Source organism: Citrobacter sp. B72 (assembly GCF_016894305.1).
Classification (GTDB): domain Bacteria; phylum Pseudomonadota; class Gammaproteobacteria; order Enterobacterales; family Enterobacteriaceae; genus Citrobacter; species Citrobacter portucalensis.
In genome coordinates this window covers 1,733,461-1,759,253 of sequence record NZ_CP069801.1, presented here as the reverse complement: position 1 = coordinate 1,759,253, position 25,793 = coordinate 1,733,461, and the positions used below count along the sequence as shown (strand labels likewise).

Sequence of the window (25,793 nt, the reverse complement as noted above, 5' to 3'; positions counted from 1 at the left end):
CGCCTCTGCACCGGTTTTATTTTTCTCTTCCCAGATTACTTCTTACGCGCGTACTTCAGTGAGTCCAGCGCGACCGCGAAGATAATAATGCCGCCCTTGATAATATACTGCCAGTATGGGTTCACGCCGATGTAGGTCAAACCGTAGTTGATGACGGTGAAGATAATCACACCGGTCACTACGCCAAACACGGTACCTACCCCGCCGCTGAACGACACGCCGCCAACCACGCACGCCGCAATCGCATCCAGCTCATACATAAAGCCGAGGTTGTTGGTCGCTGAGCCGATACGTCCGGCTTCCAGCAAACCACCGAAGGCATAGAATACGCCAGACAACGCATAGATAATCAGCAGGTTCAGCGCAACGTTTACACCGGACACTTTCGCAGCTTCCGGGTTTCCGCCGATGGCGAAAATGTTTTTACCGAAGCGAGTCTTGTTCCACAGCACCCACACAAAGGCCACCGCAATCAGCGCATAGAAAGTGATGTAGGAGAGTCGGAAACTGCCCAGTGCAATAAAGCCCTGCGCAAAGGTTGAGAATCCGCTGTCAAAGCCAGAAATTGGCGATGCGCCGACGAAGTCGTAGTACAGGGAGTTGATCCCGTAAACGATAATCATCGTACCCAGTGTGGTAATAAACGGCGTTACGTTCAGATAAGCAATGATAATACCGTTCACCAGACCGATAATGGCGCCAATCACGCAAACAATCAGCACCACTACAATGATCGGCATCGTCGCCATTTCCGGGAACACCTTGTTGGCATTCTCCATCGACTGCAACAGAGTTGCCGCCACCACTGCCGCCAGGCCAACCTGACGCCCCGCCGACAGGTCGGTCCCTTGGGTAACAATCAGTCCAGCCACACCCAATGCGATAATAATACGCACCGAGGATTGCGTGAGAATATTACTCAGGTTCAGTAAGCTTAAGAAAGTGGGATCCTGGAAAATAATAATCGCCAGCAAAACCAAAAGAACAACGTAAATTCCGCCTTCTTTCAGGTAAGTAAGAAAGCTTTTCTTATTTAACGCACTCATGAGGAGCCCCTAATCTTAAAGGTGCAAAGACGCAAGACGGAGGATTTCGTTTTGCGTTGTTGTTTTAGTGTCAACAATTCCAGCAACGAGACCATTGCTCATCACCAGAATACGATCGGTAATACCCAGCAGCTCCGGCATTTCAGAGGAAATAATAATAATCCCCTTATCCTTTTTCGCGAGTTCGGCAATCAACTGATAAATTTCAAATTTCGCGCCAACATCGATTCCACGCGTCGGTTCATCCAGCATCAGAATTTCTGGCTGCGTTAATAACCAACGACCAATAACCACTTTTTGCTGATTACCACCAGAAAGTGAACCGATTTGCGTACGATGACCCGGCGTTTTTACCCTCATAGAGTCAATTACCCACTGGGTATCACTCTTCATGCGGGAATTATCCAACAGACCAACTTTGTTTTTATAGTTTTGGATATTGGAAATTAACGAGTTAAAACCAATGTCCAGATACGCATAAATACCGGTTGAACGGCGCTCTTCCGTGACCAGTGCAAAACCATGGTTGATGGCTTCATTTGCACTGTGGTTATTAATTTTTTTGCCGTGTAGCGTAATCGTACCTGATGATTTCTCACGAATACCAAAAAGCGTTTCAACGATATCCGTGCGTTTTGCGCCTACCAGACCTGCAATCCCAAGAATCTCCCCTTTGTGCAAATCAAACGAGATATCACGAATCGACGGCTGGCGCAGCGAGGTCAGGTTACGCACTTGCAGAATGACTTCACCAGGTTTGTTTTCTTTATCCGGAAAACGTTGGTTCAGTGAACGTCCGACCATCATGGCGATGATCTTATCCATATCCAGCCCTTCCAGCGGCTGGGTCGCAATCCACTGGCCATCGCGCAGAACGGTAATTTCATCGCACAGCTGGAAGATTTCTTCCATTTTGTGAGAGATATAAACAATACCGCATCCACGCTCTTTCAGCTTACGGATGATGGTGAACAGATGGTTAACTTCTTTTTCAGTTAACGATGAAGTTGGCTCATCCATGATGACGATTTTGGCGTCATAGGAGAATGCTTTCGCAATTTCAATCATCTGCATTTGTGAAACAGATAATGTGCCGACACGCGCACGCGGATCGATATCAATATCCAGTTCATCAAATATCGCTTTGGTATCACGGTACATTTTTTCCTGATCGACAAACATGCCCTTGGTGGGATAGCGTCCCAGCCACATGTTGTCCATTACAGAACGTTGTAATACCAGGTTTAATTCCTGGTGTACCATCGAAATACCATTTTCAAGCGCTTCTTTCGCAGAATGAAAATCGATTTCTTTACCCTGAAATAAAATACTGCCGGAATCTTTTTGATAGATGCCGAAAAGACATTTCAATAATGTTGATTTCCCCGCGCCATTCTCTCCCATTAGGGCGTGAATAGAATGCGGGCGGACTTTTAAATTGACATTATCAAGCGCCTTAACGCCGGGGAAGGACTTGTTGATGCCGGTCATTTCCAACAAGTATTCGCCTGACGACTGAGTATGTGTGCTGACCATAATTATACCTTGTTGGCCTTGCAGAGTGCGTTATTAAGGGCGCAATGAAATTGCGCCCACATACGGAGTATTTATTTGTTGGTGAACTCTGCCAGATTATCTTTATCGACACCTACGTACGGAACGCGAACAATCTTGTTCTCAATTTTCCAGTTAGTGCCATCTGCCGCACCTTTGCCGTCAGCCAGGTTTTTCGCCAGATCGAAGGTGGCTTTCGCCTGGTTGTTGGCATCGTTCAGGACGGTACCGGCCATGGCGCCAGATTTCACCAGAGCCAGCGCTTCAGGCAGCGCATCCACACCAAATACTGGTACGCTGGTTTTGTTGTGCGCTTTCAGCGCTTCAACTGCACCCATTGCCATCGCATCGTTGTTAGCGATAACCACTTCAATTTTGTTCGCGTTTGGACCAGACATCCACGCATCCATCTTATCTTTCGCCTGAGCGGTATCCCACATTGCAGTATCTAACTGCAGCTGCTCAGTTTTAATGCCTTTGTCGTTCAGCTCTTTAATCACGTAAGTGGTACGTGCTTCAGCATCCGGGTGTCCCGGTTCGCCTTTCAGCAGAACAAACTGAATTTTGCCGTCTTTGTTCAGGTCCCAGTTCGGGTTAGCTGCCCAGTGTTTGGCAATCAAATCACCCTGAATAATGCCGGACTCTTTAGAGTCGGTACCGACGTAATACGCTTTGTCATAGCTGTCCAGCGCTTTACGAGAAGGTTCTTTGTTGAAGAATACGATCGGTACGTTCTGTCCGCGTGCTTTTTCAATGACCGTGCCAGCAGCTGCCGGGTCAACCAGGTTAATCGCCAGTGCTTTAACGCCTTTTGCCAGCAGCACGTCGATCTGATCGTTTTGTTTGGACTGGTCGTTCTGCGAGTCGTTCATCAGCAACTGTACATCTGGTGCCGCTTTGGCATCTTTTTCAATAGCCTTACGTACTACAGACATAAAGTTATCGTCATACTTATAGATAGTCACACCAATGCGGGTATCAGCAGCGTGCGCAGCCGCGCCGAATAACATGCTTGCCATTACAGCAGACAGGGTCAACACCTTCTTATTCATGGTATCTCCGGTTTTATTATGCAGGGTAGTACTTGAGATAAATGCTCGGCAGGCAGAACGTTACTGAAGTGTTACTGAACGCCGAAGCTCACTTTTAAAAAATATTTCTTCCGTGTCTGGCAACGCTCCAAAAACAGGCTTTAATTTTTGTTTAAGGCACCTATACCTCGATGAAAGTGATTATTCACCGTTACATAGTAGTTACAGCGCAACAAACAGTGTCATCATAGCTATCGCATTGTTAATATACTGTGAATTTACTCACATATTGAAAGCGGTTACATCGCGCAACGTTATGAGTTAGTGATCGGTGCCGCATTCTGCCGCAGCGCTACTGAATGACGACGCACCAGCGTTGGCATAAAACAATGCGACGCCTGCGGATCCAACGTGCCAGCCGCCCCCTGTAGCGCAAGCTCCGTCGCCATTTTTGCCATTGAGGCAATGGGATAGCGCACAGTGGTTAGCTGCGGATCGGTGTAACGTGCGATGGGAATATCATCGAAGCCAATGATAGAAAGGTGTAATGGAATAGCGATGCCGTTATCTTTTAGCGCGGTCAGTGCGCCTGCTGCCATATTGTCGTTATAAGCGAAGACCGCCGTCAGTTGTAAGTTACGCCCCAGCAATTCCACCATCGCGGACTCTCCGCCCTGCATATCGGGCGAACCGGTGCCGACCCAGCTTTCTGCCGCAACAATCCCCTGCTCTTGCAGGGCAGTTAACCACCCTTCTTTGCGCATGGCGTCATCTTCAATGCGGTGGCTTGATGCCAGATAACCTATGCGTTGATGACCATTATTTAGCAGCATTCGGGTAGCCATTTTGGCACCGCTGATGTTATCCAGGCAGACGCAACGGTGAGCATAACCCGGAACAAGGCGGTTGATCAGTACCATGCCGGGGATTTGATCCATAAACTCGGCCAGTTCCCGATCGCTCAGCGCTTTAGAGTGTACAATCAGCGCGTTACAGCGTTGGCGAATCAACACCTCAATGGCATGACGTTCTTTTTCCGCCTCATGGTAGCTGTTGCCAATCAGGACATACTTCTGATGCTGCTGGGCAACCATATCCACGGCTTTTACCAGCGCGCCAAAAAACGCATCTGATACATCCATGACGACAACACCAATCGTGTCGCTTACCTGCGTCGCCAGTGCTTGTGCGTTGGCATTAGGTCGATAGCCAAGCTGAGTGACTGCCTTCATTACCGCTTCACGCGTATCGGGACTCACCAGCGCACTGTTGTTCAGTACGCGGGAAACGGTCGCTACAGAAACGCCAGACTGCCGTGCCACATCACGAATGGTTACCATATTCACTGCCCTGTTTTAGATTGCGGCTGCCCGCAGACACCCCAGGCTGGGTATTTTGTCAGCACAATGAAACGGACTGCGTGAGTGATGTCACAGGAATGAAAGCGCTTACATCCATTTTGTTAATGAATGTGATCCAGATCGTTATCTGGATGTTCGCGGTAATGATGTCCCCGCAGCACGCAGGGTTAATTGACGCCACAGCCATTCCACCGGGCCCTGCCGGTAGAAACGCAGCCATATGACAGAGAAAAGTAAGTTAATCGCCCAGACAGGGATGACGAAAAACAGCAGCTCCAGCCGGTCAAATTTCATAAATAAACCGGCCTGATAAAACAACGTGGTGCAGATTAAGGTTTGTAACAGATAGTTGGTTAATGCCATGCGCCCCACACAGGCGATAGCAATGACCCATTTGAAGCGACTAAGCTGTGGCCAGAAACCAAACATCAGCGCAGCATAACCAATGGTTTGCAAAGGCGCCCCCAGCTCTCGCGGGGCTTGTAACAGGAAGGCACACCAGCGGTAGGCCCAGTCCAGATGCCACTGAGCGATGATAGCAGGCAGGTTAATCGCCATGCCGATAATAACCAGCAGAACGCCAGTGCGTCGATAATGCTGCAAACTGTACTGCCCTTTTAGCCAGCCGCTACGCATTAATGCCGCGCCGAGCAGCATCATCCCCGCCAGTTGCCAGCCATATTGCGCGCCTAACGCCAGCAAGCTATTGGACATCATATCCACGCGATTGCTGATTGCTTCCATTCCGCCGTTCACTTTCCAGTATTTTTCATACAGCAGCGCTGAAGCATCCGGCGTCCAGGCCCGGCTGGTTTCGCTCCCGGAGATCACACCCAACAGCAGCAATACACCAACGCCCGCCAAATAAAGCACCACGCCGGTGTTAAACAAGCTTTTCACCGACGGCGCATCCCGGATCAGCCGCCAGCAAATCAGGCCGATCAAGCCATATGCCAGCAGGATATCGCCATCCCAGAAGAGTAAACCGTGAATAAATCCCAACAGCACCAGCAACGTAAGCCGCGACTGGATCCAGCGTTTACCACGCGGGAGCAGCATTTGCAGACCAGCACCAAACAGCAGAGCAAACAGCGTGAGGAATTTTACCTGCGCGAAGAGATCGAGCAGCGCCCAGGTCCAGGCGTCAGATAAGGTAATGTCGCCATACCAGGCGGGGTTGAGATATGCCGCCTTCGGCAAGCCAAAGGCGCTAATATTGAGAAGCAGGATACCAAGAATGGCAACGCCACGAATAAAATCCAGCGTGACATTACGCTCCATGGTTCCTGTCCTAATCAGTTGTGATGACGTACTGCGCGCAGAAATTCCTGACGCGTGTTCTGGCTGGACTTAAACAATCCGCCAAGAGAAGTGGTGGTGGTCGCACTGGTCGCATCACGAATGCCGCGCGCTTTCACACAGTAATGCACCGCATCAATCGATACCGCCACATTATTCGTCCCGAGCAGCGTTTGCAGCGCGGTGAGAATTTGCTGGGTCAGACGTTCCTGTACCTGCGGACGCTGCGCAAAGAACTGCACAATGCGGTTAATCTTCGACAGACCAATGACCGAATCTTTCGGAATATACGCCACCGTCGCTTTGCCATCGATAGTGACAAAGTGGTGTTCGCAGGTGCTGGTCAGCGTGATATCGCGAACCGTGACCATCTCGTCCACCTTCATTTTGTTTTCAATGACGGTGATTTTCGGGAAGTTGGCGTAATCGAGGCCGGAGAAAATCTCATCGACATACATTTTCGCAATGCGATGCGGAGTTTCCATCAGACTGTCATCGCTCAAATCGAGATTGAGCAATTGCATAATCTCGGTCATATGGCCAGAGATAAGACGTTTGCGTGTTTCGTTATCCATCTCTTGCACGGGCGGGCGCAGCGGGGTTTCGAGACCACGCGCAACCAGCGCTTCATGAACCAGTGCCGCTTCTTTACTGAGTGATGACATTTCTTCTTCTCCTGCAGGTGGGGCGCCTCTGCCCTGCATGGGGCAAAGTTTTTAGGCTGTGTCACAGCCAGAACATTGTGCGTGAGGCGGCGCACATAATCCAGTATTCACCGTGATAATTATTGAAATTGGCACAGCCTTTCAGCGTTGCGGATTTCACTTGTCGTTCAGCCCGGTGACGTCGAGTGTTAATGTAAAGTTATATAGATGATGAAGTATGTTTGTTCAATGCGGAAGTGAAAGTTACTCACAGTGCTATGAATAATCTGTATTATGATGAGTTCGCAAACACATTCAGGTTCAACACAACAAGGAGCCACGCATGGAAATGCTTGAAGAGCACCGCTATTTTGAAGGCTGGCAGCAACGCTGGCGTCACGACTCCGCCACGTTAAATTGCGCCATGACCTTCAGTATTTTTCTTCCACCACCCCGTGATAACGCCGCGCCTCCGGTGCTGTACTGGCTGTCGGGCCTGACCTGTAATGATGAAAACTTCACCACCAAAGCAGGCGCGCAGCGCATTGCAGCTGAGCTGGGTATTGTTCTCGTGATGCCGGACACCAGCCCGCGCGGCGAGCAGGTTGCCAACGATGATGGCTACGATTTAGGTCAAGGGGCCGGATTTTACCTCAATGCCACCCAGCAGCCGTGGGCAACGCATTTTCGTATGTATGACTATCTGCGTGATGAGCTTCCGGCACTGATTCAGTCGCAGTTTAACGTCAGCGATCGCTGCGCCATCAGCGGACACTCCATGGGCGGCCACGGCGCATTAATTATGGCGCTGAAAAATCCCGGGAGATACACCAGCGTTTCCGCCTTTGCGCCGATCGTAAACCCTTGTCGTGTTCCGTGGGGTGAGAAGGCTTTTAGCGCTTATCTGGGCGAAGATAAAACACAGTGGGCAGAGTGGGATAGCTGCGCGTTAATGCTGGCCAGCAAACCCGCAGACGCGATTCCGACGTTAATCGATCAGGGAGACAGCGATCAGTTTCTTGCCGATCAGTTGCAGCCCGCGGTACTGGCCGAAACTGCCCGTCAGACCGCATGGCCAATGACGCTACGCATCCAGCCTGGTTACGACCACAGCTATTACTTTATTGCGTCGTTTATTGAGGATCACCTGCGCTTCCACGCCCAGTATTTGCTGAAGTAATTCCTGAGTTGAGGGCGGAAGCCCTCTTCATTTCTCCATCATTCCTTCACTTTTTCTCCTTTTTTCTTCCCCCACTATCTTATTGATTAAAAAAGCATTTCACTCCAAACCATATCAAACACAAATGATTTCTATTATCATTTGTGTTTACAAATATTCATACTTTTGTACAATCCCCCCGCTTCTTTACTGAAAAGAGTCCTTAAAAGACAAATACATACAATTGTCATGGCCTTTCACATGACGCGCAGTTTGATTCATTTAAATGGAATGATACAAATGACTATACCTCACGTTAAGGCTGTAGCTGCCGCAGTATGCGTCGCCTGCCTCCCATCACTCGGCCATGCCGCTGAACAAGACACCGTGGTCGTTACCGCTACCGGTTTCGAGCAGAAAATTCAGGATGCCCCGGCTTCAATATCTGTTATTACCAAGCAGCAGATTGAGGACAAAGCCTATCGAGATGTCACCGATGCGCTAAAAGATGTCCCTGGCGTCGTCGTCACTGGCGGGGGGAGCAGCAGCGATATCAGTATTCGCGGTATGGCTTCGCAATACACGCTCTTCCTGGTCAACGGTAAACGCATCAGCACCCGCGGTACACGACCTAACAGCGATAACTCAGGTATTGAACAAGGCTGGTTACCGCCGCTGGAATCCATCGAGCGTATCGAAGTCATCCGTGGCCCAATGTCATCGCTTTACGGCTCCGATGCGATGGGTGGCGTTATTAACGTCATCACCAAAAAAGTGTCGAATACTAAAGCCTGGACCGGCTCTTTGCACGGCGATGCCACTTTCCAGGAAGACAGAGACTCCGGCGATATTTACCAGACCAACGCCTATGCGTCTGGACCACTGATTGACGGATTACTTGGCGCGAAGGTGACCGGATTATTCTCCCACCGCGCAGAAGATGAAATCGTAAATGGCTACAATGAACAGCGTATGCGTAGCGGGGGATTAACCCTGAACTTTACGCCAGATGATAAAAACGACATCGATTTCGATTACGCACGTGAATTGCAGGATCGCGACAGTACGCCAGGCAAATCCATGGCAGAGGAAAACTGCCGTAACGGAAGCTGTAAGCCCAACAGTAAAAGCGAAAACAAGTATGTGCACACCACGTACTCAATAACCCACAGCGGTTATTACGACGACTTCAACTCCACCAGTTATGTCCAGCAGGAAGAGACCGATAACCCCGGTCGCCAGATGAAGTCTTACAACACGATTTTCAATAACCAGAACCAGGTCTTCCTTGGGGCACACACCCTGACGCTAGGCGGGCAATACCGTTATGAAAAACTACGCGATAACGGCAACCAGCTGCAAGCGGCTGATGGACTGAACAAACTGACCCGCTGGAGCTGGGCGCTGTTTGCTGAAGATGAATGGGCCGTTACCGATACCTTCACGCTGACCGGCGGTCTGCGTATGGATAAGGATGAAAACTACGGTGACAACTGGACGCCGCGCGGCTATGGCGTATGGCATCTGAGCGATCAGTGGACCTTAAAAGGTGGCGTTTCCGCGGGCTATCGTGCACCGGATCTGCGCCAGTCTTCTGCCAGTTGGGGACAGGTTACCGGCGGTGGTCGTCTGAACGGAATCATTGTCGGCAACCCGGATCTGAAGCCAGAGAAAAGCCTCAGCGAAGAGATCGGTTTACTGTGGGATAACGGCAACGACCTCAACGCAGGCGTTACGCTGTTCAATACCGACTTTAAAAACAAAATCACCGAAGTTCGCCGTTGTAACAGCAGTTCCGATCCGGCCTGCACCATCGGCGGCACCCATTATGACTTCGTCAGCGATCGCGTTAACGTCGATAAAGCCAATATGCGCGGCGTAGAATCCACCTTCGGCTGGAAAATAACCTCTGACGTCAACTGGACTGCGAACTACACCTACACGGAATCTGAGCAGAAAAGCGGTCAGTTTTCTGGCCAGCCGTTGAACAAAATGCCGAAGCATATGTTTAACACGACGCTGGACTGGCAGGCTACGCAGGATCTCGGTTTCTGGAGCCGTCTGAATCTGCGCGGGAAAACGTCTGAATACCTGAGCCGAACCTCTATGGCACAGGGCACCCCGTCCTATACTCAGGTCGACGTTGGTTTACGTTACTATGCTACCAAGGATCTGTTGATGACCGCTGGCGTGTATAACGTGCTGGATAAACAAATCGATTACGATACCTACGACACCGTCCTTGATGGACGTCGTTACACGGTTGGCATGACTTACAGCTTCTAAGTTAGGCGCAATAAAAAACCCCGGCACTCATCATGCCGGGGTTTTGTTTTTCTGCCGTATCTGGTTAAGAATTACTTCTTCACGCGACCCGGGAATTTCATTTCGCTGTAGCGAACAAAACGGGTTCCTTTGGTCAGCTTATAGCCAAACCAGATAATCAGGAACAGCGGGATACCGATATAGGTAGCCATCACGCCGCCCCAGTCAATGCTGTCTTTCAGGAACGCTTCGTAGTTCTGACCCAGGGTGATAATCAGGCACAGCACAAAGGCGAAGATCGGACCCAGCGGGAAGAAGCCAGAACGGTACGGCAGATCCTTCACATCGTGACCCTGAAGCACATAACCGCGACGGAAGCGATAGTGGCTAATAGCAATCCCCAGCCAGGCGATAAAGCCCGTCATCCCGGAAGTATTCAGCAGCCACAGATACACGGTCTGGTTGCCAAACATTGAAGTCAGGAAGCACAGCCCCGCCACCACGGTGGTCGCATACAGCGCGTTACGCGGTACGCCGCCACGAGACAGTTTACCGAAAATACGCGGTGCTTTACCGTCACATGCCAGGGTATAAAGCATACGCGTGGAGGCGTACATCCCGGAGTTACCTGCCGACAGCACCGCCGTCAGGATAACTGCGTTCATCACCGCTGCCGCAGACAGCAGACCCGCATGCTGGAATACCAGCGTGAACGGGCTAACGCTGATGTCTTTTACATCGTTACGCAGCAGGCTTGGATCGGTGTACGGAATGATCAGGCTGATAATCAAAATCGCGAACACATAGAACAGCAGGATTCGCCAGAATACCTGACGTACCGCACGTGGAATGTTCTTTTCAGGATCTTCAGATTCGCCAGCCGCGATACCGATAAGCTCTGTCCCCTGGAAGGAGAAGCCAACGATCATCGCCACGCCAATCATCGCAGCAAAACCACCGGCAAACGGTGCATCACCGGTCGTCCAGTTGCTCCAGCCCACCGGCTGAGCGCCTTTGAAGATACCGAAAATCATCATCACACCAACCACGATGAAGATAATGACGGTGGTAACTTTGATCAGTGAGAACCAATATTCCGCTTCACCAAACCCGCGAACGGAAATGTAGTTCAGCAGGAAGATAACGCCGAGGAACAGCGCACTCCAGATCCAGCCCGGCGTGTCCGGGAACCACCAGCTCATCACCAGCTGTGCGGCCACCAGGTCAACGGCAATCGTTACCGCCCAGTTGTACCAGTAGTTCCAGCCCAGCGCGAAGCCAAAGCCCTCTTCTACATAGTTCTGACCGTAGGTGGAAAACGAGCCGGAAACCGGCATATAGGCAGCCAGTTCACCGAGGCTGGTCATCAGGAAGTACACCATCAGACCGATCAGAATATAAGAGAACAACGCGCCGCCTGGACCCGCTGCAGAAATAGTTGCACCAGATGCAACGAAAAGACCTGTACCGATGGAGCCTCCAATGGCAATCATCGTCAGGTGACGCGCCTTCAGTTCACGACGTAGCGTGGGCGCTTCTGTGGTTTTAGTTTCGGAAACCATGTGAAAATGCTATCCATCCAAAAAATGAGGCGCGATTGTAGCAGACGAAATGGCATTCTTCCGGCACAAATACGCTGTTATAAGAGACCTTCATGACTGGCCGCGGATTATAAGTAAAGCAGAAAATTTGCGGCGCACAGCGGTTAAGATATAACCGCCGTTCTATAAAGAGATGACCTTACGACTGTAAGCGCCCTATTCGCCCAGCTCGACCTGGTCGCTGTAATGCAAAAATCGCGTAATGGCATTGGAGATGTGTTTTTGCCTGTGATGCACGCGCCAGAGAGTGCGGACTAAACGCGGCAGCGGCACGGGAACTTCGCTCAGCGTTCCCGCCTGCAGCTGCTCCGCAATGACCCGACGCGACAAGCAGCTGATCCCGAGACCATGACGTACCGCATGCTTAATGGCCTCTGAGTTACCCAACTCCATTGCCATCTGAAATCTCGGCAGATGAGACAACAGCAGGTAATCCACCAGTTCACGCGTACCGGATCCTCGCTCACGCAGGATCCACGGCGAAGCCGCCAGCTGTTCCAGCGTAACAGGCCCCTTTGTGAGCGGTGACGACGGTGCGGCAAACACCACCAGCTCGTCTTCCAGCCACGGTTCAGAGATAATTTCAGTACTGTGACACGGCCCTTCGATCAGCCCAATGTCTACCCGAAAATCAAGCACAGCATTGATCACATCCTGACTGTTACCCACGCTCAGCTCGAGCGGCAAATCAGGAAAATCCTGCCGATAGCGGGCGATCATAGCAGGCAAGATATAGTTACCAATGGTGCTACTGGCATAGACCCGAATGGCACCATTATCTTCGCGAAAAAGCTGCTCGATTTCGGTCGTTTGCTCAAGTAACGCCAACGCTCGTGGGTAGAGCAAACGCCCGTGCTCATTGACCACTAGCCGTTTGCCGACGCGGTCAAACAGTTGCACGCCGAGTTGCCCTTCCAGATCGGTAAGTGCCGCACTCACCGCCGATTGCGACAATGCCAGCATGACAGACGCCTGGGTCGTTGAACCGCTTTTTAGTACCTCAGCAAACACTTCAAGTTGTCGCAAGGTGATATGCATAGTCGTTTTCCACCGGATATCCGTTACTTATACCCTAAATAATTCGAGTTGCAGGAAGGCGGCAAGAGAGAGACAAATTCGTCAGGAACGAATTTGACCAGCCAAAGGCTGGCCTCTGGTGAGGGACATGGATGTCCCTCATTAATCCCCGGGAGCGTACTTAAGTACGTGACTGGGGTGAACGAGCGCAGCCAACGCACATGCAACTTGAAGTATGACGGGTATACCACTTATATAGATTAATTATAAATATATAATCAATTTTATTTTTAAACCACTTCGCCGTACTCTTTTACCCAGATAAAGGAGAAGGATATGACAGAACTCACCTTGCAGACTCATCGTCGTACAGCGTGGCATTTTATTCCGGGGCTTGCCCTGAGTGCAGTTATCACTGGGGTCGCCTTATGGGGTGGATCTATTCCCGCCGTCGCAGGTGCCGGGTTCAGCGCCCTCACCTTAGCAATCTTGTTGGGGATGGTCCTCGGCAACACCGTCTATCCGCACATCTGGAAAAGCTGTGACGGCGGCGTGCTGTTTGCTAAACAACATTTATTACGTTTGGGGATCATCCTCTACGGCTTCCGCCTCACCTTCGCGCAAATTGCTGACGTCGGCGTCAGCGGTATCGTGATTGATGTGTTAACGCTGAGCAGTACCTTTTTGATTGCCTGCTTCCTGGGGCAGAAAGTGTTTGGTCTGGACCGCCACACCAGTTGGCTGATTGGTGCGGGGAGCAGCATTTGTGGGGCCGCCGCCGTGCTGGCAACCGAGCCGGTAGTGAAAGCGGAAGCCAGTAAGGTAACCGTCGCTGTCGCCACCGTGGTGATCTTCGGTACTATCGCTATCTTCCTGTATCCGGCAATGTATCCGCTGCTGGCACACTGGTTTAGCCCAGAAACCTACGGCATTTACATTGGTTCCACCATGCATGAAGTAGCACAGGTAGTGGCTGCCGGGCACGCCATTAACCCGGATGCAGAAAACGCCGCGGTTATTGCCAAAATGCTGCGTGTCATGATGCTGGCACCGTTCCTCATCCTCCTGGCTGCACGCGTTAAACAGTTGTCTCCGGCTACGGGCGGTGAGAAAAGCAAAATCACTATTCCATGGTTTGCCATCCTGTTCATTGTGGTCGCGATTTTTAACTCGTTCCACCTGCTGCCGCAGTCGGTTGTGAACATGCTGGTAACGCTGGATACCATTTTGCTGGCAATGGCAATGGCTGCACTGGGGTTAACCACTCACGTTAGCGCACTGAAAAAAGCCGGTGCCAAACCGTTACTGATGGCCCTGCTGCTGTTTGTCTGGCTGATTGTCGGTGGTGGTGCGATTAACGTCGCTGTCCACGCCCTGATGGCATAAACGATCACGACTCACCTCCATTAACCCGCTATACTCTCCCTTTTTGTATTTGAGTATGGCGGGTTAAATTTATGAAATACATCGGAGCGCACGTAAGCGCCGCTGGCGGTCTGGCTAACGCCGCTATTCGAGCCGCAGAAATCGAAGCGACCGCATTCGCCCTGTTCACCAAGAATCAGCGCCAGTGGCGTGCTGCGCCGCTAACCACCGAAATCATTGATGATTTCAAATCTGCCTGCGAGAAGTACCACTACACCTCCGCACAAATACTGCCTCACGATAGTTATCTGATTAACCTCGGTCACCCGGTCAGCGATGCGCTGGAAAAATCGCGTGATGCGTTTCTTGATGAAATGCAACGCTGTGAACTGCTTGGCTTATCCCTGCTGAACTTTCACCCGGGCAGCCATTTGATGCAGATCCCGGAAGATGAATGTCTGGCGCGCATTGCCGAATCCATCAACATCGTCCTCGCTCAGACCCAGGGCGTTACGGCAGTTATCGAAAATACCGCCGGACAAGGTAGTAATCTGGGATTCAAGTTTGAGCACCTGGCCGCCATTATCGACGGCGTCGAAGATAAGTCCCGTGTTGGCGTTTGTATTGATACCTGCCACGCTTTCGCGGCGGGTTACGATTTGCGTTCCGCAGAAGAGTGCGAAAAGACGTTTGCGGAATTTGAACGCATTGTCGGTTTCAAGTATCTACGCGGTATGCACCTGAACGACGCCAAGAGCGCGTTTGGCAGTCGCGTTGACCGTCATCACAGCCTGGGTGAAGGTAATATTGGCCATGATGCCTTCCGTTGGATTATGCAGGATAATCGTTTTGACGGTATTCCGCTGGTACTGGAAACCATTAATCCGGATATATGGGCCGAAGAGATCGCCTGGCTGAAAGCCCAGCAAACAGAAAAAGCAGTGGCGTAACGATCTCCGCGCGCCAGACAAGCTGGCGCGTATCAAGTGAGCGTAACCAGATCCTCTGGCATATGGTTGTACAAAATCCGCCAGAAATGCTCTGCCGTTTTATTCAAACGGGTATCCATTCGGTAAATATAGGCCTGAATTGGCACCATCAACTCCGGCGTGTCCAGACAAACCAGGCGCTTATCCCGTAGTTCGTTCACGATCGTCCACGCTGGCAGCCAGGCGATACCATGACCATCCAATGCCATATTCTTCAATAGCTCACTCATCGAAGACATAAACAGCGTACGCGCTGAAATACTGCCCACCTCCGCCAGGTGACGGTTAACCAATCTTCCCATGTAGGAAGTGCTGGTATAGTTCAGAATCGGCACCTGCGGCTGATAGATATCAAACAACGCCTTACCCTGTGCATCCGCAGCACAGACGGGATACAGCTCAGACTCAAAAACCTTCAAGCCGCAGAAAGGCGACTGCATTAAGTCTTCATCGCGAAAGGAGATAATAAAATCACTTTTCCCCTCGCGCAGCGTATTCACCGCCTGGACTACATCAATCGCTTCGACGTGGTAAACAAATTCTTCGCCCCATGCCGACATTGAATGTACTAATCTGGGCAACATCGTCAGCGACAGAGAATGTGCCGCCGCTATTTTGATATTGGGAACGCCAAGCAGGTTGTGACCACTTAGCTCATCTAAATTGCATTCCAGCTGTTGTAGCAGGCTACGGGTCTGCGAATGGAATAACTTACCCTCCTCCGTCAGCTGCAGTGGACTTGTCGTACGGTCAAACAGCAGCACCCCAACAGCGGATTCTAGCGCCTTGATCCGCCGACTAAATGCCGGTTGGGATAGGTTGCGCTCCTCTGCGGCCTGAGAAAAATGACGACACGCTTCCAGCGTCAGAAAATCATATAACCATTTTGTCTCGATATTTTTCATGCCTGTCACGCGGATGTTTAAATATGTCGATTAGTCTTAAGCATCATGCCTGAATATTCCCGGAGATGATATTCAACATCAGCATCTGGTGATTCGTTTTTTGCATAATACCTTCGTTTTTGACATTAACATGTTTCTTTACCCATCGACCACGACCGCTCATCCACCGCTGAATGACGGGCCTCTGGCTGATTACCGGCCTGCCGAGGTGGTAAAAGACATCACGCTCATGCGTTTTTTGCATTGAACCAAACATTATTGCATTTCTCCTCACGACACTCTGCTGTTAAACATAAGCACCAGATAGACACCAGCTATGAATATTAAATATCGGTAAATTAGAGGTATATATCGTGAAAGGTTTAATTGGCGTACTTGGTGGTATGGGGCCTGCTGCAACCGTCGATCTTTTTAATAAATTCGTCACCTTTACCGCAGCGCAACGCGATCAGGAACATATCCCATTAATTATTTCATCCATCCCTGATATTCCAGACCGAACTGATGCGTTAATGCATCATGGTCATTCCCCACTTCCGGCAATGCGTGATTATATGCACAAACTGGAAGATGCTGGTGCGGAGTGTATTGTGATCCCCTGTAATACCGCCCACTTTTGGTTTAATGAATTAAAAGAGTGCTGTCATACAGAGTTACTCAGTATCGTTGAAACAACCATGAATGAGGTCAAAAACTGCGGAAAATCACGTATCGGTTTACTTGCTACTAACGCCACCCTTTACATGGGACTCTACCAAAAAGGCATAGAATCTCTTGGTTTAACCTGCATCAGTCCTGATTCATCCGGTCAGGATAAGGTCATGGAAAGTATTTATTGCTTAAAAGCTGGCGACCTTAAGCGGGCACAAACGCTGATGAATGAACAGGCTGAAGTGCTCTTCTCACGCGGCGCACAAATCATTGTACTGGGATGTACTGAAGTCCCCGTCATTCTTGCCGACGCAGTCAGAAAGTATCCAGATAAATATATTGACTCAACCGGATCATTAGTTCGCGCCGGTATTAAATGGTACGAAAAACGAGTTGGCAAACATCATCTTCTGGCGCAATAACAGCCGTCACCAGATTAATAAAGCATTAAACAACAACTTATTTTAATAACAAATTATTCTCTGGCGGAGGCCATTATGGTTTGGTTAGAAATTATCGTCGTGTTGGGTGCAATATTTTTTGGTATCCGCCTCGGCGGAATAGGTATCGGTTTATGCGGTGGTCTGGGGCTGGCTATTTTAACGTTGGGATTTGATCTGCAAATTGGCTCGCCACCCGTTGACGTTATCCTCATTATTATGACAGTTGTCGTGGCAGCATCGGCGCTACAGGCCGCAGGAGGTATGGATTATCTGGTTCGCGTTGCCGGTAATTTCATGCGGCGTAACCCTAAATATATCAATATTATTGCACCGATTATCACCTGGTCGATGACCATTATGGCCGGAACAGGGTTCATTGTATTTTCTACCCTGCCAGTGATTGCCGAAGTCGCCAAAGAGTCCGGTATCCGCCCTTCTCGTACGCTCGCCGGATCCGTAGTCGCCTCCCAGGTGGCGATATCCGGTTCGCCGATCAGTGCCGCAATGGCGGCTATGCTGACCATTATGGAAGGCAACGGTATCACTTTTATTCAGGTCATGGCTGTATGTCTGCCAGCTTCTTTTGTCTCCGCGATGGTTGCCGCTTTTATCGCCTCACGTCAGGGATGCGAGCTACAGGATGATGAAGTCTATCTGGAACGCCTGCAAAAAGGATTAGTGCGTAAATATGAAGGGCAAAACAGCACCACGCCGGGTGCCAAACTCTCAGTCGCCCTGTTTATGCTGGCAACGGTCGTCATCGTTATTCTTGCCGCCTGCCCGCAGCTACGCCCTGGATTCGATGCAGGCAACCCAATGAATACCCGGGATATCATCATTATCTGTATGCTGGCTGCCGCTTGCCTGATGGTGGTGTTATGCAAAACATCAACCGATGCTATTGTCCTGACATCCACGTTTCGATCGGGGATGAGTTCACTGGCGGTCATTCTCGGGATTGTTACACTGGGAACGACCTTCATTGATGCCCACTTAGCGGAGATTAAGGATATCGCAGGCGATATTCTACGGGCTTACCCCATGCTGTTGGCACTGGTGCTGTTTGGTACCTGCGCGCTTCTTTACTCGCAAGGCGCCACCACGCCGCTAATCATCCCTCTGGCCGTTGCGCTCGGCGTGCCTACATGGGCAATTCTGGCCTCCTATGTGGCGGTAACCGGGGTGTTTGTTCTACCAACATACCCGACTTCGCTGGCGGCAATGGAGTTCGACACCACAGGGACAACGCGCGTGGGCAAGTATGTCTTAAACCATCCGTTTATGCTGCCAGGTCTGGGTGGGATCATTGCTGGCGTTGCCTTTGGTTTTATCATCGCGCCAATGATTGCCTGACCCGTTTTATTAAGGCTGGATGGATTATTGTGGCGATGCTGCAACGTATAGGTAAATGCATAAAAAAGGGGCAGAGAATTCTCTGCCCCTGCTATTGACGTTAAATCAGGCCGCCTTTGCCACAACCTCAGCTTCCGGGCGCTTCAGCACCGCGTAGGAGAGACCGGCTACCAGCGTACCAGCAATAATTGCCAGCAGGTATCCCAACACCGGCGTGATTGCGCCTGGGATTAACAGGACAAACAGCCCGCCGTGTGGCGCCATCAGCTTCGCACCCACCGCCATCGAGATAGCCCCGGTAATCGCACCACCAACGATACAGCAAGGCAGAACGCGCATTGGGTCACGGGCAGCGAACGGGATTGCCCCTTCGGTGATAAAGCACAGGCCCAGTACCAGGGCAGCTTTGCCGCCTTCCTGCTGCGCTTTGTCGAACTTACGACGCGCAACCAGCGTTGCCAGACCCAGAGCCAGCGGAGGTACCATACCCGCAGCCATGATGGCCGCCATCGGCGCATAAGTTTGCGTACTCAGCAGACCCACACCGAAAGCATACGCCGCCTTGTTAACCGGACCACCCATGTCGGTACACATCATGCCGCCAAGAATCGCGCCAAGCAGCACCGCATTGGCCGTACCCATGGTTTGCAGCCAGTGAGTCAAACCTTCCAGAATACCCGCCACCGGTTTGCCGATCAGGTAAATCATGGCCAGACCAACCACCAGGCTTGAGAACAGCGGAATGATCAGGATCGGTTTCAGCGCTTCCATACTCTGCGGGAGTTTCAGCTTCGTGCTGATAAGCTTCGCCACATAACCGGCAAGGAAACCAGCAATAATCCCGCCAATAAAGCCGGAACCGGTGCTTACCGCCAGCATACCGCCGATAAGACCCGGCGTCAGACCCGGACGGTCAGCGATGGAAAACGCGATATAACCTGCCAGTACCGGCACCATCAGCGCGAAAGCTGAACCACCGCCAATCTGCATCAGCGCCGCCGCCAGCGTCCCCTGCTCTTTAAACGCTTCGATACCAAAAGCGAACGAGAGTGCAATACACAGACCGCCAGCAACCACCATCGGCAGCATGTAAGAGACGCCCGTCAGCAGGTGACGATACGCCCCCGCGCTCTCTTTCTTACTTTCGGTTGCTGAAGTCTGCGCTTTACCGGTTGGCTGGTACGGTGTTGCTTCTTCCAGCGCTTTGTCCAGCTCCTGCTTGGTTTTCTTCAACGCAAGACCGGTAGAGGTGCGGTACATCGGTTTGCCGGCAAACTTCGCCAGATCAACTTCAATGTCAGCGGCCACAATCACCAGATCAGCCTGAGCCACTTCTTCCGGCGTAATGGCATTACCTGCGCCAACAGAACCTCGGGTTTCAACCTTCACCCACCAGCCACGTTTTTTCGCTTCAGTTTCAATCGCTTCAGCGGCCATAAACGTATGAGCAACACCGGTCGGACACGCCGTCACCGCCACCACGCGTTTTGGACCACTGCTGGCCACAGGTGCTGTTGCAACCGGGGCGCTGTAGGGTTTTGCATGGCCTTTAGCTTCGCTGAGGAAGAGTTCAGGATGCGCAACCGCACGACCAATGTCGCCCAGCCAGACTTTTTTGCCGTTCAGCGAACTGTCGGCAGGAAGCGTATCGCCCAGAACAATTGCCAGTTCGGCATCATTCGGATTATCAATAATTTCCAGATGTGCTTTCTGTGCCGCCGCTCCAAGCAGGGTTTTCGCCATGTAAGCGCGAGCCTGGCCGAGATTAGCGTCAATAATCAGCAGCGTTTTCATTATGCCTCTCCTGCTGTCAGTTAAACGGTTTTAAGTCGACACGCGCCATCATTGCGGCCAACTGAGGACGATCGGTAATGCCTACATTACTTTGGCTTACCGCCAGGGCGGCAACAGCCGTCGCCAGACGCAGGGTATGTTCGCTGGACTCACGCATCAGCAGACCGTAAATCAGACCGCCAACCATTGAATCACCCGCGCCGACGGTGCTGACCACCTCAACTGACGGCGGTTTAGCAATCCACTCACCTGAGGCGTTAACCCACAGCGCACCTTCTGCGCCGAGTGAAATCACCACATGAGCGATCCCCTGTTCACGCAGCGCATGCGCCGCTTCAATCACATCTTTCATTTCCGGCAGCTTACGACCGGCCCAGATTTCCAGTTCGCGACGGTTTGGCTTCACCAGCCATGGTGCCGCTTTCAGACCTGCTACCAACGCTTCACGACTACTATCAAAGATAATGCAAGGACACTGACTACGCAGGCGCGTCATCCAGTCGGTGAAGGCTTCCGGGCTCACGCCGGTTGGCAAACTGCCGCTGACGCACACCATGTCGAACTGGCCCAGCCAGCTCAGCGAATCATTCACAAAGCGTTCCCAGTCAGCCGGGGTGACTTCAAAGCCGGAGAAGTTGAAGTCAGATACTTCACCGTCTTTTTCGGTCAGCTTGACGTTAATACGGGTACGGCCCTGCACGACCTGAAAACGGTTGGCAATGCCCAACTCGCTGAACAACTGCTGAAAACCATCCTGGTTGTCTTTACCCAGGAAGCCGCCCACAGTGACATCAATACCTAAATCCTTCAAAACCTTAGCGACGTTGATCCCTTTCCCTGCCGCATGCAGACCGGTGGTTTTAACCAGGTTCACTTCACCGCGTTCAATTTCCGGGCAGAAGCCCACCAGGTCGTAGGCCGGGTTAAGGGTGATAGTAGCAACACGTCTGCTCATTACGCGCCCTCCCCAAGACCTGCCGCGATGGCTTCGCCAATCGCCTTCAGCGCCTGTTCAGCATCTTCGCCCTGTGCAGTAAAGCGCAAGTGATGTCCTTTCTTCACACCTAACGCCACAACTTTCATCAGACTGCGTCCATTCGCCGGCTTGCCGGTTCCATCAAGATTTGTCACGGTAATTTCACTGTTAAATTGTTTAATCGTATTCACCAGCATGGTGCCCGGGCGGGCATGTAAACCATGCTCATTGCGCACAATAAATTCGGCGCTCAGTACATCATCAGTTAAGGCATCATCGCTGGTCAGCAGCGCCAGCACCGTTGCCGCATCAGCTTTCAACAAACGGTCAGCTTTATTATTCAGCAGCAGATCGCCAAGGCGCTTCAGCACAGCAACCGGTTGATCGTCATTCATGGCGACGGTCACCAACAGGGCGGCAACTTCACCTTGTACATCGAACGCTGTTGCTGCACGGCTGACCGCAACGGCGCTACGCACGTTACCTTCAGCACAGTCATTCAGCCAGATCCCCTGACCAAGATTCATCGGCTGCTCATTGATTGCTCTGGCCACAAAGGTGGCGTCAACCGCACCGACTTCTTTCAGCCGTGCCGCGTTGAGTGCCTGCAGCGTCACCAGCGAGTTGGCCACGACATCCAGCGACAGCGTTTCGTTATCAAGCTTCAGCTGCTCACTTTGCTTTTCACCCATCAGCAGCGCACGCAGTTCTTCCGCCGTGGTCGCAGATTTCAGCTGTTCAGCAACGGAGTCATCGCTCAGCACGTGTGTCAGCTGACGCAGTAAACCGAGGTGTTCATCAGAGCTTGCGGCGATGCCGATTGCCACATAAGCAACCTGCCCTTCGCCCCAGGTCACGCCTTGCGGAAACTGAAATACCTGCACACCGGTTTTCAGTACCTGATCGCGCGTGTCCGTCGTACCGTGAGGAATCGCAATACCGTTGCCGAGGAACGTGGACGTCTGTTGTTCGCGCGCCAGCATGCCATTGACGTAGCCTTCCGCGACGTTACCCGCCTGCACTAAGGCAGCGGCAACCTGGCGAATAGCCTCTTCTTTATTCCCGGCCTGTTCGCCCGGGTGAATATCCTGAACAGATAACTGGAACATGATTCTCCTCTCCCGCTGAATTGAAACGATTCAGCCAACATGAGAAAAAAGGCGTCACCCGACTCCATCAGTTAAGGCAAGATGACGCTGAAACGTTTCAAGAAGTCTTGCTCTTTTTTCTTCAGCACACAAGTAAAGTTGACAAATTACTTGCTGAATTTAGAGATAACGCACATTTTCTCTGCGAAGGAGAAAAAAATGCTGACGCAAAAACGCCGTCAGCTTGTCAGATTCAGCAACGTCAGCAAACAGCAGTCTTTGACTGAAATGCTATTTTGATTTTTGATGCCGATTTTGATTTGGCTCCCTGTTTATTTTCTGACAAGCGGCGTAAACTCCGCGTCTCTTCACATCATTGATATCAAAACATGCATAACACCCCCGTAGCCGCCACACCCAAGGCGTTTGATTTAACGTCTTCGGCGTTCCTGCTTGTCGCATTTCTGACGGGTATCGCCGGTGCGTTGCAGACGCCAACGCTCAGCCTTTTTCTGACGGATGAAGTCCACGCCCGTCCCGGCATGGTCGGGTTCTTTTTTACCGGTAGCGCTGTGATCGGTATTCTGGTAAGTCAGTTTCTGGCCGGACGTTCAGATAGAAAAGGCGATCGCAAGAACCTGATTGTGTTTTGCTGCGTGCTGGGGATGCTGGCCTGCGTGCTGTTCGCCTGGAACCGTAATTATTTTATCTTGCTGTTTGTCGGGGTATTCCTCAGCAGCTTTGGATCGACCGCCAACCCGCAAATGTTTGCTCTCGCCCGTGAACACGCCGACCGCACAGGTCGGGAAGCCGTCATGTTCAGCTCAATATTACGTGCGCAGGTTTCGCTAGCCTGGGTAATTGGCCCGCCGCTGGCCTACGCGCTGGCCATGGGATTCAGCTTTACGGTGATGTATCTCAGCGCGGCGGTGGCGTTTGTTGTCTGCGGCGTAATGGTCTGGCTGTTTTTACCCTCAATGAGTAAAAACGTGCCTCTCGCGACAGGCGCAGTTGAGGCCCCGCGCCGCAATCGACGCGACACGTTGCTGCTGTTTGTTATCTGCACATTAATGTGGGGAACCAATAGTCTCTATATCATTAATATGCCGCTGTTTATCATCAACGAACTGCATCTGCCGGAAAAACTGGCGGGCATCATGATGGGTACCGCAGCCGGACTGGAAATCCCAACCATGTTGATTGCTGGCTATTTTGCAAAGCGTCTGGGTAAACGTCTGTTGATGAGAATTGCCGTCGTTGCCGGATTCTTCTTTTATGCTGGTATGCTGCTGGCTCACTCTCCGGCGATATTGCTTGGCTTACAGCTGCTGAACGCGATTTACATCGGTATTCTCGGCGGGATTGGTATGCTCTATTTCCAGGACCTGATGCCGGGACAGGCGGGTTCAGCCACCACCCTCTATACGAATACCATTCGCGTGGGCTGGATTATTGCTGGATCGCTGGCGGGGATTGCCGCTGAAATTTGGAACTATCACGCGGTGTTCTGGTTTGCACTGGTGATGATCGTCGCCACCGTCGCGTGCCTGGCACGCATCAAGGACGTTTAAGGCGCGGTTAGCGCTTCAAGCTCGATGAGATAAACCATGGCCTGGTGCGTCGTCCGCCCGCACATTTCCGCACTAGGCTGTAAACCGCCGCACACCTTTGGTCGTAGCGGCGACGCAAAAATTTTGCAACGCAGGGATTCATCCAACTGAACGCATGGCGTATTAGCGGGCTTGCCATCAGGCATACCGGGGATGGGACTGGAGATTGAAGGCGCGGTGCAGCATGCACCACAATCCGGACGGCATTCCATATAGTACTCTCTTTATCGTAAACCATCGGATTGTGCGGAAAGGGCACAGTACCACCTTTTTTGCACCAGCAAAAGCATGAATTCCGCTTGCCTGAATGCCCCGGCGCGAGTAGTTTTACGCGATATTTTAGACACTCCTCACTACAGGATTTTTTCGATGCCAAGAGCGAACGAAATTAAAAAAGGTATGGTACTGAACTACAACGGCAAACTGCTGATTGTAAAAGATATCGATATTCAATCACCGTCTGCACGTGGTGCTGCCACGCTGTACAAAATGCGTTTTTCTGATGTGCGTACCGGTCTGAAAGTTGAAGAGCGCTTCAAAGGCGACGATATCGTGGATACCGTCACTCTGAGCCGTCGTGGCGTTGATTTTTCCTACGTCGATGGCAACGAATACATCTTTATGGATAAAGAAGACTATACCCCGTATACCTTCACCAAAGACCAGATTGAAGAAGAGCTGCTGTTCATGCCGGAAGGCGGTATGCCGGATATGCAGGTACTGACCTGGGACGGCCAACTGCTGGCGCTTGAACTGCCGCAGACTGTAGACCTGGAAATCGTTGAAACCTCACCGGGTATTAAAGGTGCTTCAGCGAGTGCGCGCAACAAGCCAGCTACCCTGAGCACTGGTCTGGTGATCCAGGTTCCTGAGTATCTGAGTGCGGGTGAAAAAATCCGTATTCATATCGAAGAACGTCGCTATATGGGCCGTGCAGATTAAGCTCCTGTCGTTACAGGTGAACCAAAGATAATGACATGTTGTCTCTGGCAAAATGTTCCGTTCACTTTAGTGATATCACTTCTCTGAAACGATACTGCCTGTGAACGTGTTAAGGGTACTATCGCCGTACCCTTAACAATCCCGGCTCCCGGCGGGAAAATTGTTGCTACGCAATACCCTCCGCTTTTTCCTTCAGGCTATCGGGCCGGGCGCGAGGTAGCGTCCCTGCAAAGCGCGCCCTGAACCCGCATCCCTGCGGGTTCTCCCGGCCTTACGGAAACACGTCGGCAATTTTCAGCCGGACCAGCCACACCTGACCATCTACTTTTTTGTTTAAACAGCAAAACAGATTTAACTGGAAATCAGAGAGTTGAAGCGATGACCCCGGTCCGGCTGAAAATCGATGAGGCGTTGACGGCTGACCGGGTCTGCCCGCAGGGATGCGGGCAGAGGGGACGGCCTGCAGGGACGCAGGCTCGGCCCCGACCCGACAGGCAGACGGCATGAGCCGAATGAATCGCATCGCGACGATTTTCCCGCCGGGAGCCTGGGTTGCAAGGGAGGCGGCGGTGAGCCTCCCTTGCACGTTCACAGGTATCTGCGCTTCAGAGAAATGACTCCGCTGAGGTGAACGGAACCCTATGCCGCAATAAAATATTCTCCATAATGCTTAACTGACTGGCATTACAGCGCAGGCTGT

General features: G+C 51.5%; 22 protein-coding genes. 8 read left to right on the top strand and 14 right to left on the bottom strand.

The window, feature by feature from the left end; translation table 11 throughout:
* Positions 1–35: 35 nt before the first annotated feature.
* From mglC to folE, 6 genes are all read right to left on the bottom strand, one after another.
* A complete protein-coding gene (gene mglC / locus JQN59_RS08235; protein WP_003027393.1) occupies positions 36–1,046 on the bottom strand; it encodes a galactose/methyl galactoside ABC transporter permease MglC in 1,011 nt (336 codons plus the stop codon).
* A gap of 15 nt (positions 1,047–1,061) precedes the next feature.
* Positions 1,062–2,582, bottom strand: a complete 1,521-nt coding sequence (gene mglA, locus JQN59_RS08230; protein WP_003027396.1) for a galactose/methyl galactoside ABC transporter ATP-binding protein MglA — start codon at positions 2,580–2,582, stop codon at positions 1,062–1,064.
* Positions 2,583–2,653: 71 nt separating this feature from the next.
* Positions 2,654–3,652, bottom strand: a complete 999-nt coding sequence (mglB, locus tag JQN59_RS08225; protein WP_003027399.1) for a galactose/glucose ABC transporter substrate-binding protein MglB — start codon at positions 3,650–3,652, stop codon at positions 2,654–2,656.
* A 293-nt stretch (positions 3,653–3,945) separates the two neighbouring features.
* On the bottom strand, positions 3,946–4,971 hold the full coding sequence (gene galS, locus JQN59_RS08220) for an HTH-type transcriptional regulator GalS (RefSeq protein WP_020996668.1): 1,026 nt from the start codon (positions 4,969–4,971) through the stop codon (positions 3,946–3,948).
* A gap of 144 nt (positions 4,972–5,115) precedes the next feature.
* A complete protein-coding gene (gene yeiB / locus JQN59_RS08215) occupies positions 5,116–6,273 on the bottom strand; it encodes a DUF418 domain-containing protein YeiB (RefSeq protein ID WP_048215912.1) in 1,158 nt (385 codons plus the stop codon).
* A gap of 14 nt (positions 6,274–6,287) precedes the next feature.
* Entirely contained in the window at positions 6,288–6,956 is a 669-nt protein-coding gene (gene folE, locus JQN59_RS08210) for a GTP cyclohydrolase I FolE (protein WP_003027410.1), read from the bottom strand.
* Between the two features lie 322 nt (positions 6,957–7,278).
* On the opposite strand from folE, the gene fghA reads away from it, so the two are divergent.
* Together fghA and JQN59_RS08200 are read left to right on the top strand one after the other, a co-directional pair.
* Positions 7,279–8,115, top strand: coding sequence for an S-formylglutathione hydrolase (gene fghA, locus JQN59_RS08205; protein WP_149608287.1), 837 nt, complete (start codon positions 7,279–7,281; stop codon positions 8,113–8,115).
* A 279-nt stretch (positions 8,116–8,394) separates the two neighbouring features.
* Positions 8,395–10,380, top strand: coding sequence for a ligand-gated channel protein (locus tag JQN59_RS08200; RefSeq protein ID WP_003834514.1), 1,986 nt, complete (start codon positions 8,395–8,397; stop codon positions 10,378–10,380).
* 71 nt (positions 10,381–10,451) lie between these two features.
* Here JQN59_RS08200 and lysP read toward each other — a convergent pair whose 3' ends face one another.
* Entirely contained in the window at positions 10,452–11,921 is a 1,470-nt protein-coding gene (gene lysP / locus JQN59_RS08195) for a lysine-specific permease (RefSeq protein ID WP_003834517.1), read from the bottom strand.
* A 195-nt stretch (positions 11,922–12,116) separates the two neighbouring features.
* A complete protein-coding gene (gene yieE / locus JQN59_RS08190; RefSeq protein ID WP_003834519.1) occupies positions 12,117–12,998 on the bottom strand; it encodes a DNA-binding transcriptional regulator YeiE in 882 nt (293 codons plus the stop codon).
* Between the two features lie 315 nt (positions 12,999–13,313).
* Between yieE and JQN59_RS08185 the strand changes: the two genes are divergently transcribed.
* Both JQN59_RS08185 and nfo read left to right on the top strand, forming a co-directional pair.
* The gene (locus tag JQN59_RS08185) at positions 13,314–14,363 is read left to right on the top strand and encodes a YeiH family protein (RefSeq protein ID WP_008785269.1); all 1,050 of its coding nucleotides are present in this window, start codon (positions 13,314–13,316) and stop codon (positions 14,361–14,363) included.
* 71 nt (positions 14,364–14,434) lie between these two features.
* Positions 14,435–15,292 carry a deoxyribonuclease IV gene (gene nfo, locus JQN59_RS08180; RefSeq protein ID WP_032944004.1) on the top strand — a complete coding sequence of 286 codons (858 nt, stop codon included), beginning with the start codon at positions 14,435–14,437 and terminating at the stop codon, positions 15,290–15,292.
* Between the two features lie 32 nt (positions 15,293–15,324).
* On the opposite strand, the gene hypT is transcribed toward nfo, so the two are convergent.
* Positions 15,325–16,236 carry a hypochlorite stress DNA-binding transcriptional regulator HypT gene (gene hypT / locus JQN59_RS08175; RefSeq protein WP_020996669.1) on the bottom strand — a complete coding sequence of 304 codons (912 nt, stop codon included), beginning with the start codon at positions 16,234–16,236 and terminating at the stop codon, positions 15,325–15,327.
* 43 nt (positions 16,237–16,279) lie between these two features.
* Entirely contained in the window at positions 16,280–16,492 is a 213-nt protein-coding gene (locus JQN59_RS08170; RefSeq protein WP_048215909.1) for a hypothetical protein, read from the bottom strand.
* Positions 16,493–16,589: 97 nt separating this feature from the next.
* Here JQN59_RS08170 and JQN59_RS08165 point away from each other — a divergent pair, with 97 nt between their 5' ends.
* Positions 16,590–17,309 (top strand): aspartate/glutamate racemase family protein, encoded by a 720-nt coding sequence (locus JQN59_RS08165; protein WP_048224619.1) that lies wholly within the window; start codon positions 16,590–16,592, stop codon positions 17,307–17,309.
* Positions 17,310–17,384: 75 nt separating this feature from the next.
* The gene (locus JQN59_RS08160) at positions 17,385–18,683 is read left to right on the top strand and encodes an anaerobic C4-dicarboxylate transporter (protein WP_149608288.1); all 1,299 of its coding nucleotides are present in this window, start codon (positions 17,385–17,387) and stop codon (positions 18,681–18,683) included.
* A gap of 105 nt (positions 18,684–18,788) precedes the next feature.
* On the opposite strand, the gene fruA is transcribed toward JQN59_RS08160, so the two are convergent.
* The 3 genes from fruA to fruB are packed head-to-tail and all read right to left on the bottom strand — an operon-like array spanning position 18,789 to position 22,562.
* Positions 18,789–20,477, bottom strand: coding sequence for a PTS fructose transporter subunit IIBC (fruA, locus tag JQN59_RS08155; protein WP_048215908.1), 1,689 nt, complete (start codon positions 20,475–20,477; stop codon positions 18,789–18,791).
* 16 nt (positions 20,478–20,493) lie between these two features.
* Positions 20,494–21,432: a 1-phosphofructokinase gene (fruK, locus tag JQN59_RS08150; RefSeq protein ID WP_003834544.1), complete on the bottom strand. Its 939-nt coding sequence runs from the start codon at positions 21,430–21,432 to the stop codon at positions 20,494–20,496.
* The gene (gene fruB, locus JQN59_RS08145) at positions 21,432–22,562 is read right to left on the bottom strand and encodes a fused PTS fructose transporter subunit IIA/HPr protein (protein ID WP_103014199.1); all 1,131 of its coding nucleotides are present in this window, start codon (positions 22,560–22,562) and stop codon (positions 21,432–21,434) included. Before fruB ends, fruK begins: the two co-directional genes overlap by 1 nt.
* 368 nt (positions 22,563–22,930) lie before the next feature.
* Here fruB and setB point away from each other — a divergent pair, with 368 nt between their 5' ends.
* Positions 22,931–24,112, top strand: coding sequence for a sugar efflux transporter SetB (setB, locus tag JQN59_RS08140; protein WP_003834548.1), 1,182 nt, complete (start codon positions 22,931–22,933; stop codon positions 24,110–24,112).
* Here the strand turns inward: setB and JQN59_RS08135 are convergent.
* Positions 24,109–24,363: a YkgJ family cysteine cluster protein gene (locus JQN59_RS08135; RefSeq protein ID WP_008785278.1), complete on the bottom strand. Its 255-nt coding sequence runs from the start codon at positions 24,361–24,363 to the stop codon at positions 24,109–24,111. The genes setB and JQN59_RS08135 overlap by 4 nt on opposite strands.
* Before the next feature lie 157 nt (positions 24,364–24,520).
* Here JQN59_RS08135 and yeiP point away from each other — a divergent pair, with 157 nt between their 5' ends.
* A complete protein-coding gene (gene yeiP / locus JQN59_RS08130; protein ID WP_003027452.1) occupies positions 24,521–25,093 on the top strand; it encodes an elongation factor P-like protein YeiP in 573 nt (190 codons plus the stop codon).
* The last annotated feature ends 700 nt before the right edge of the window (positions 25,094–25,793 follow it).

Bases quoted from the DNA above. Each gene is read 5' to 3' on its own strand.
- mglC (WP_003027393.1), bottom strand. From the start codon at position 1,046: ATGAGTGCGTTAAATAAGAAAAGCTTTCTTACTTACCTGAAAGAAGGC.
- mglA (WP_003027396.1), bottom strand. From the start codon at position 2,582: ATGGTCAGCACACATACTCAGTCGTCAGGCGAATACTTGTTGGAAATG.
- mglB (WP_003027399.1), bottom strand. From the start codon at position 3,652: ATGAATAAGAAGGTGTTGACCCTGTCTGCTGTAATGGCAAGCATGTTA.
- galS (WP_020996668.1), bottom strand. From the start codon at position 4,971: ATGGTAACCATTCGTGATGTGGCACGGCAGTCTGGCGTTTCTGTAGCG.
- yeiB (WP_048215912.1), bottom strand. From the start codon at position 6,273: ATGGAGCGTAATGTCACGCTGGATTTTATTCGTGGCGTTGCCATTCTT.
- folE (WP_003027410.1), bottom strand. From the start codon at position 6,956: ATGTCATCACTCAGTAAAGAAGCGGCACTGGTTCATGAAGCGCTGGTT.
- fghA (WP_149608287.1), top strand. From the start codon at position 7,279: ATGGAAATGCTTGAAGAGCACCGCTATTTTGAAGGCTGGCAGCAACGC.
- JQN59_RS08200 (WP_003834514.1), top strand. From the start codon at position 8,395: ATGACTATACCTCACGTTAAGGCTGTAGCTGCCGCAGTATGCGTCGCC.
- lysP (WP_003834517.1), bottom strand. From the start codon at position 11,921: ATGGTTTCCGAAACTAAAACCACAGAAGCGCCCACGCTACGTCGTGAA.
- yieE (WP_003834519.1), bottom strand. From the start codon at position 12,998: ATGCATATCACCTTGCGACAACTTGAAGTGTTTGCTGAGGTACTAAAA.
- JQN59_RS08185 (WP_008785269.1), top strand. From the start codon at position 13,314: ATGACAGAACTCACCTTGCAGACTCATCGTCGTACAGCGTGGCATTTT.
- nfo (WP_032944004.1), top strand. From the start codon at position 14,435: ATGAAATACATCGGAGCGCACGTAAGCGCCGCTGGCGGTCTGGCTAAC.
- hypT (WP_020996669.1), bottom strand. From the start codon at position 16,236: ATGAAAAATATCGAGACAAAATGGTTATATGATTTTCTGACGCTGGAA.
- JQN59_RS08170 (WP_048215909.1), bottom strand. From the start codon at position 16,492: ATGTTTGGTTCAATGCAAAAAACGCATGAGCGTGATGTCTTTTACCAC.
- JQN59_RS08160 (WP_149608288.1), top strand. From the start codon at position 17,385: ATGGTTTGGTTAGAAATTATCGTCGTGTTGGGTGCAATATTTTTTGGT.
- fruA (WP_048215908.1), bottom strand. From the start codon at position 20,477: ATGAAAACGCTGCTGATTATTGACGCTAATCTCGGCCAGGCTCGCGCT.
- fruK (WP_003834544.1), bottom strand. From the start codon at position 21,432: ATGAGCAGACGTGTTGCTACTATCACCCTTAACCCGGCCTACGACCTG.
- fruB (WP_103014199.1), bottom strand. From the start codon at position 22,562: ATGTTCCAGTTATCTGTTCAGGATATTCACCCGGGCGAACAGGCCGGG.
- setB (WP_003834548.1), top strand. From the start codon at position 22,931: ATGCATAACACCCCCGTAGCCGCCACACCCAAGGCGTTTGATTTAACG.
- JQN59_RS08135 (WP_008785278.1), bottom strand. From the start codon at position 24,363: ATGGAATGCCGTCCGGATTGTGGTGCATGCTGCACCGCGCCTTCAATC.
- yeiP (WP_003027452.1), top strand. From the start codon at position 24,521: ATGCCAAGAGCGAACGAAATTAAAAAAGGTATGGTACTGAACTACAAC.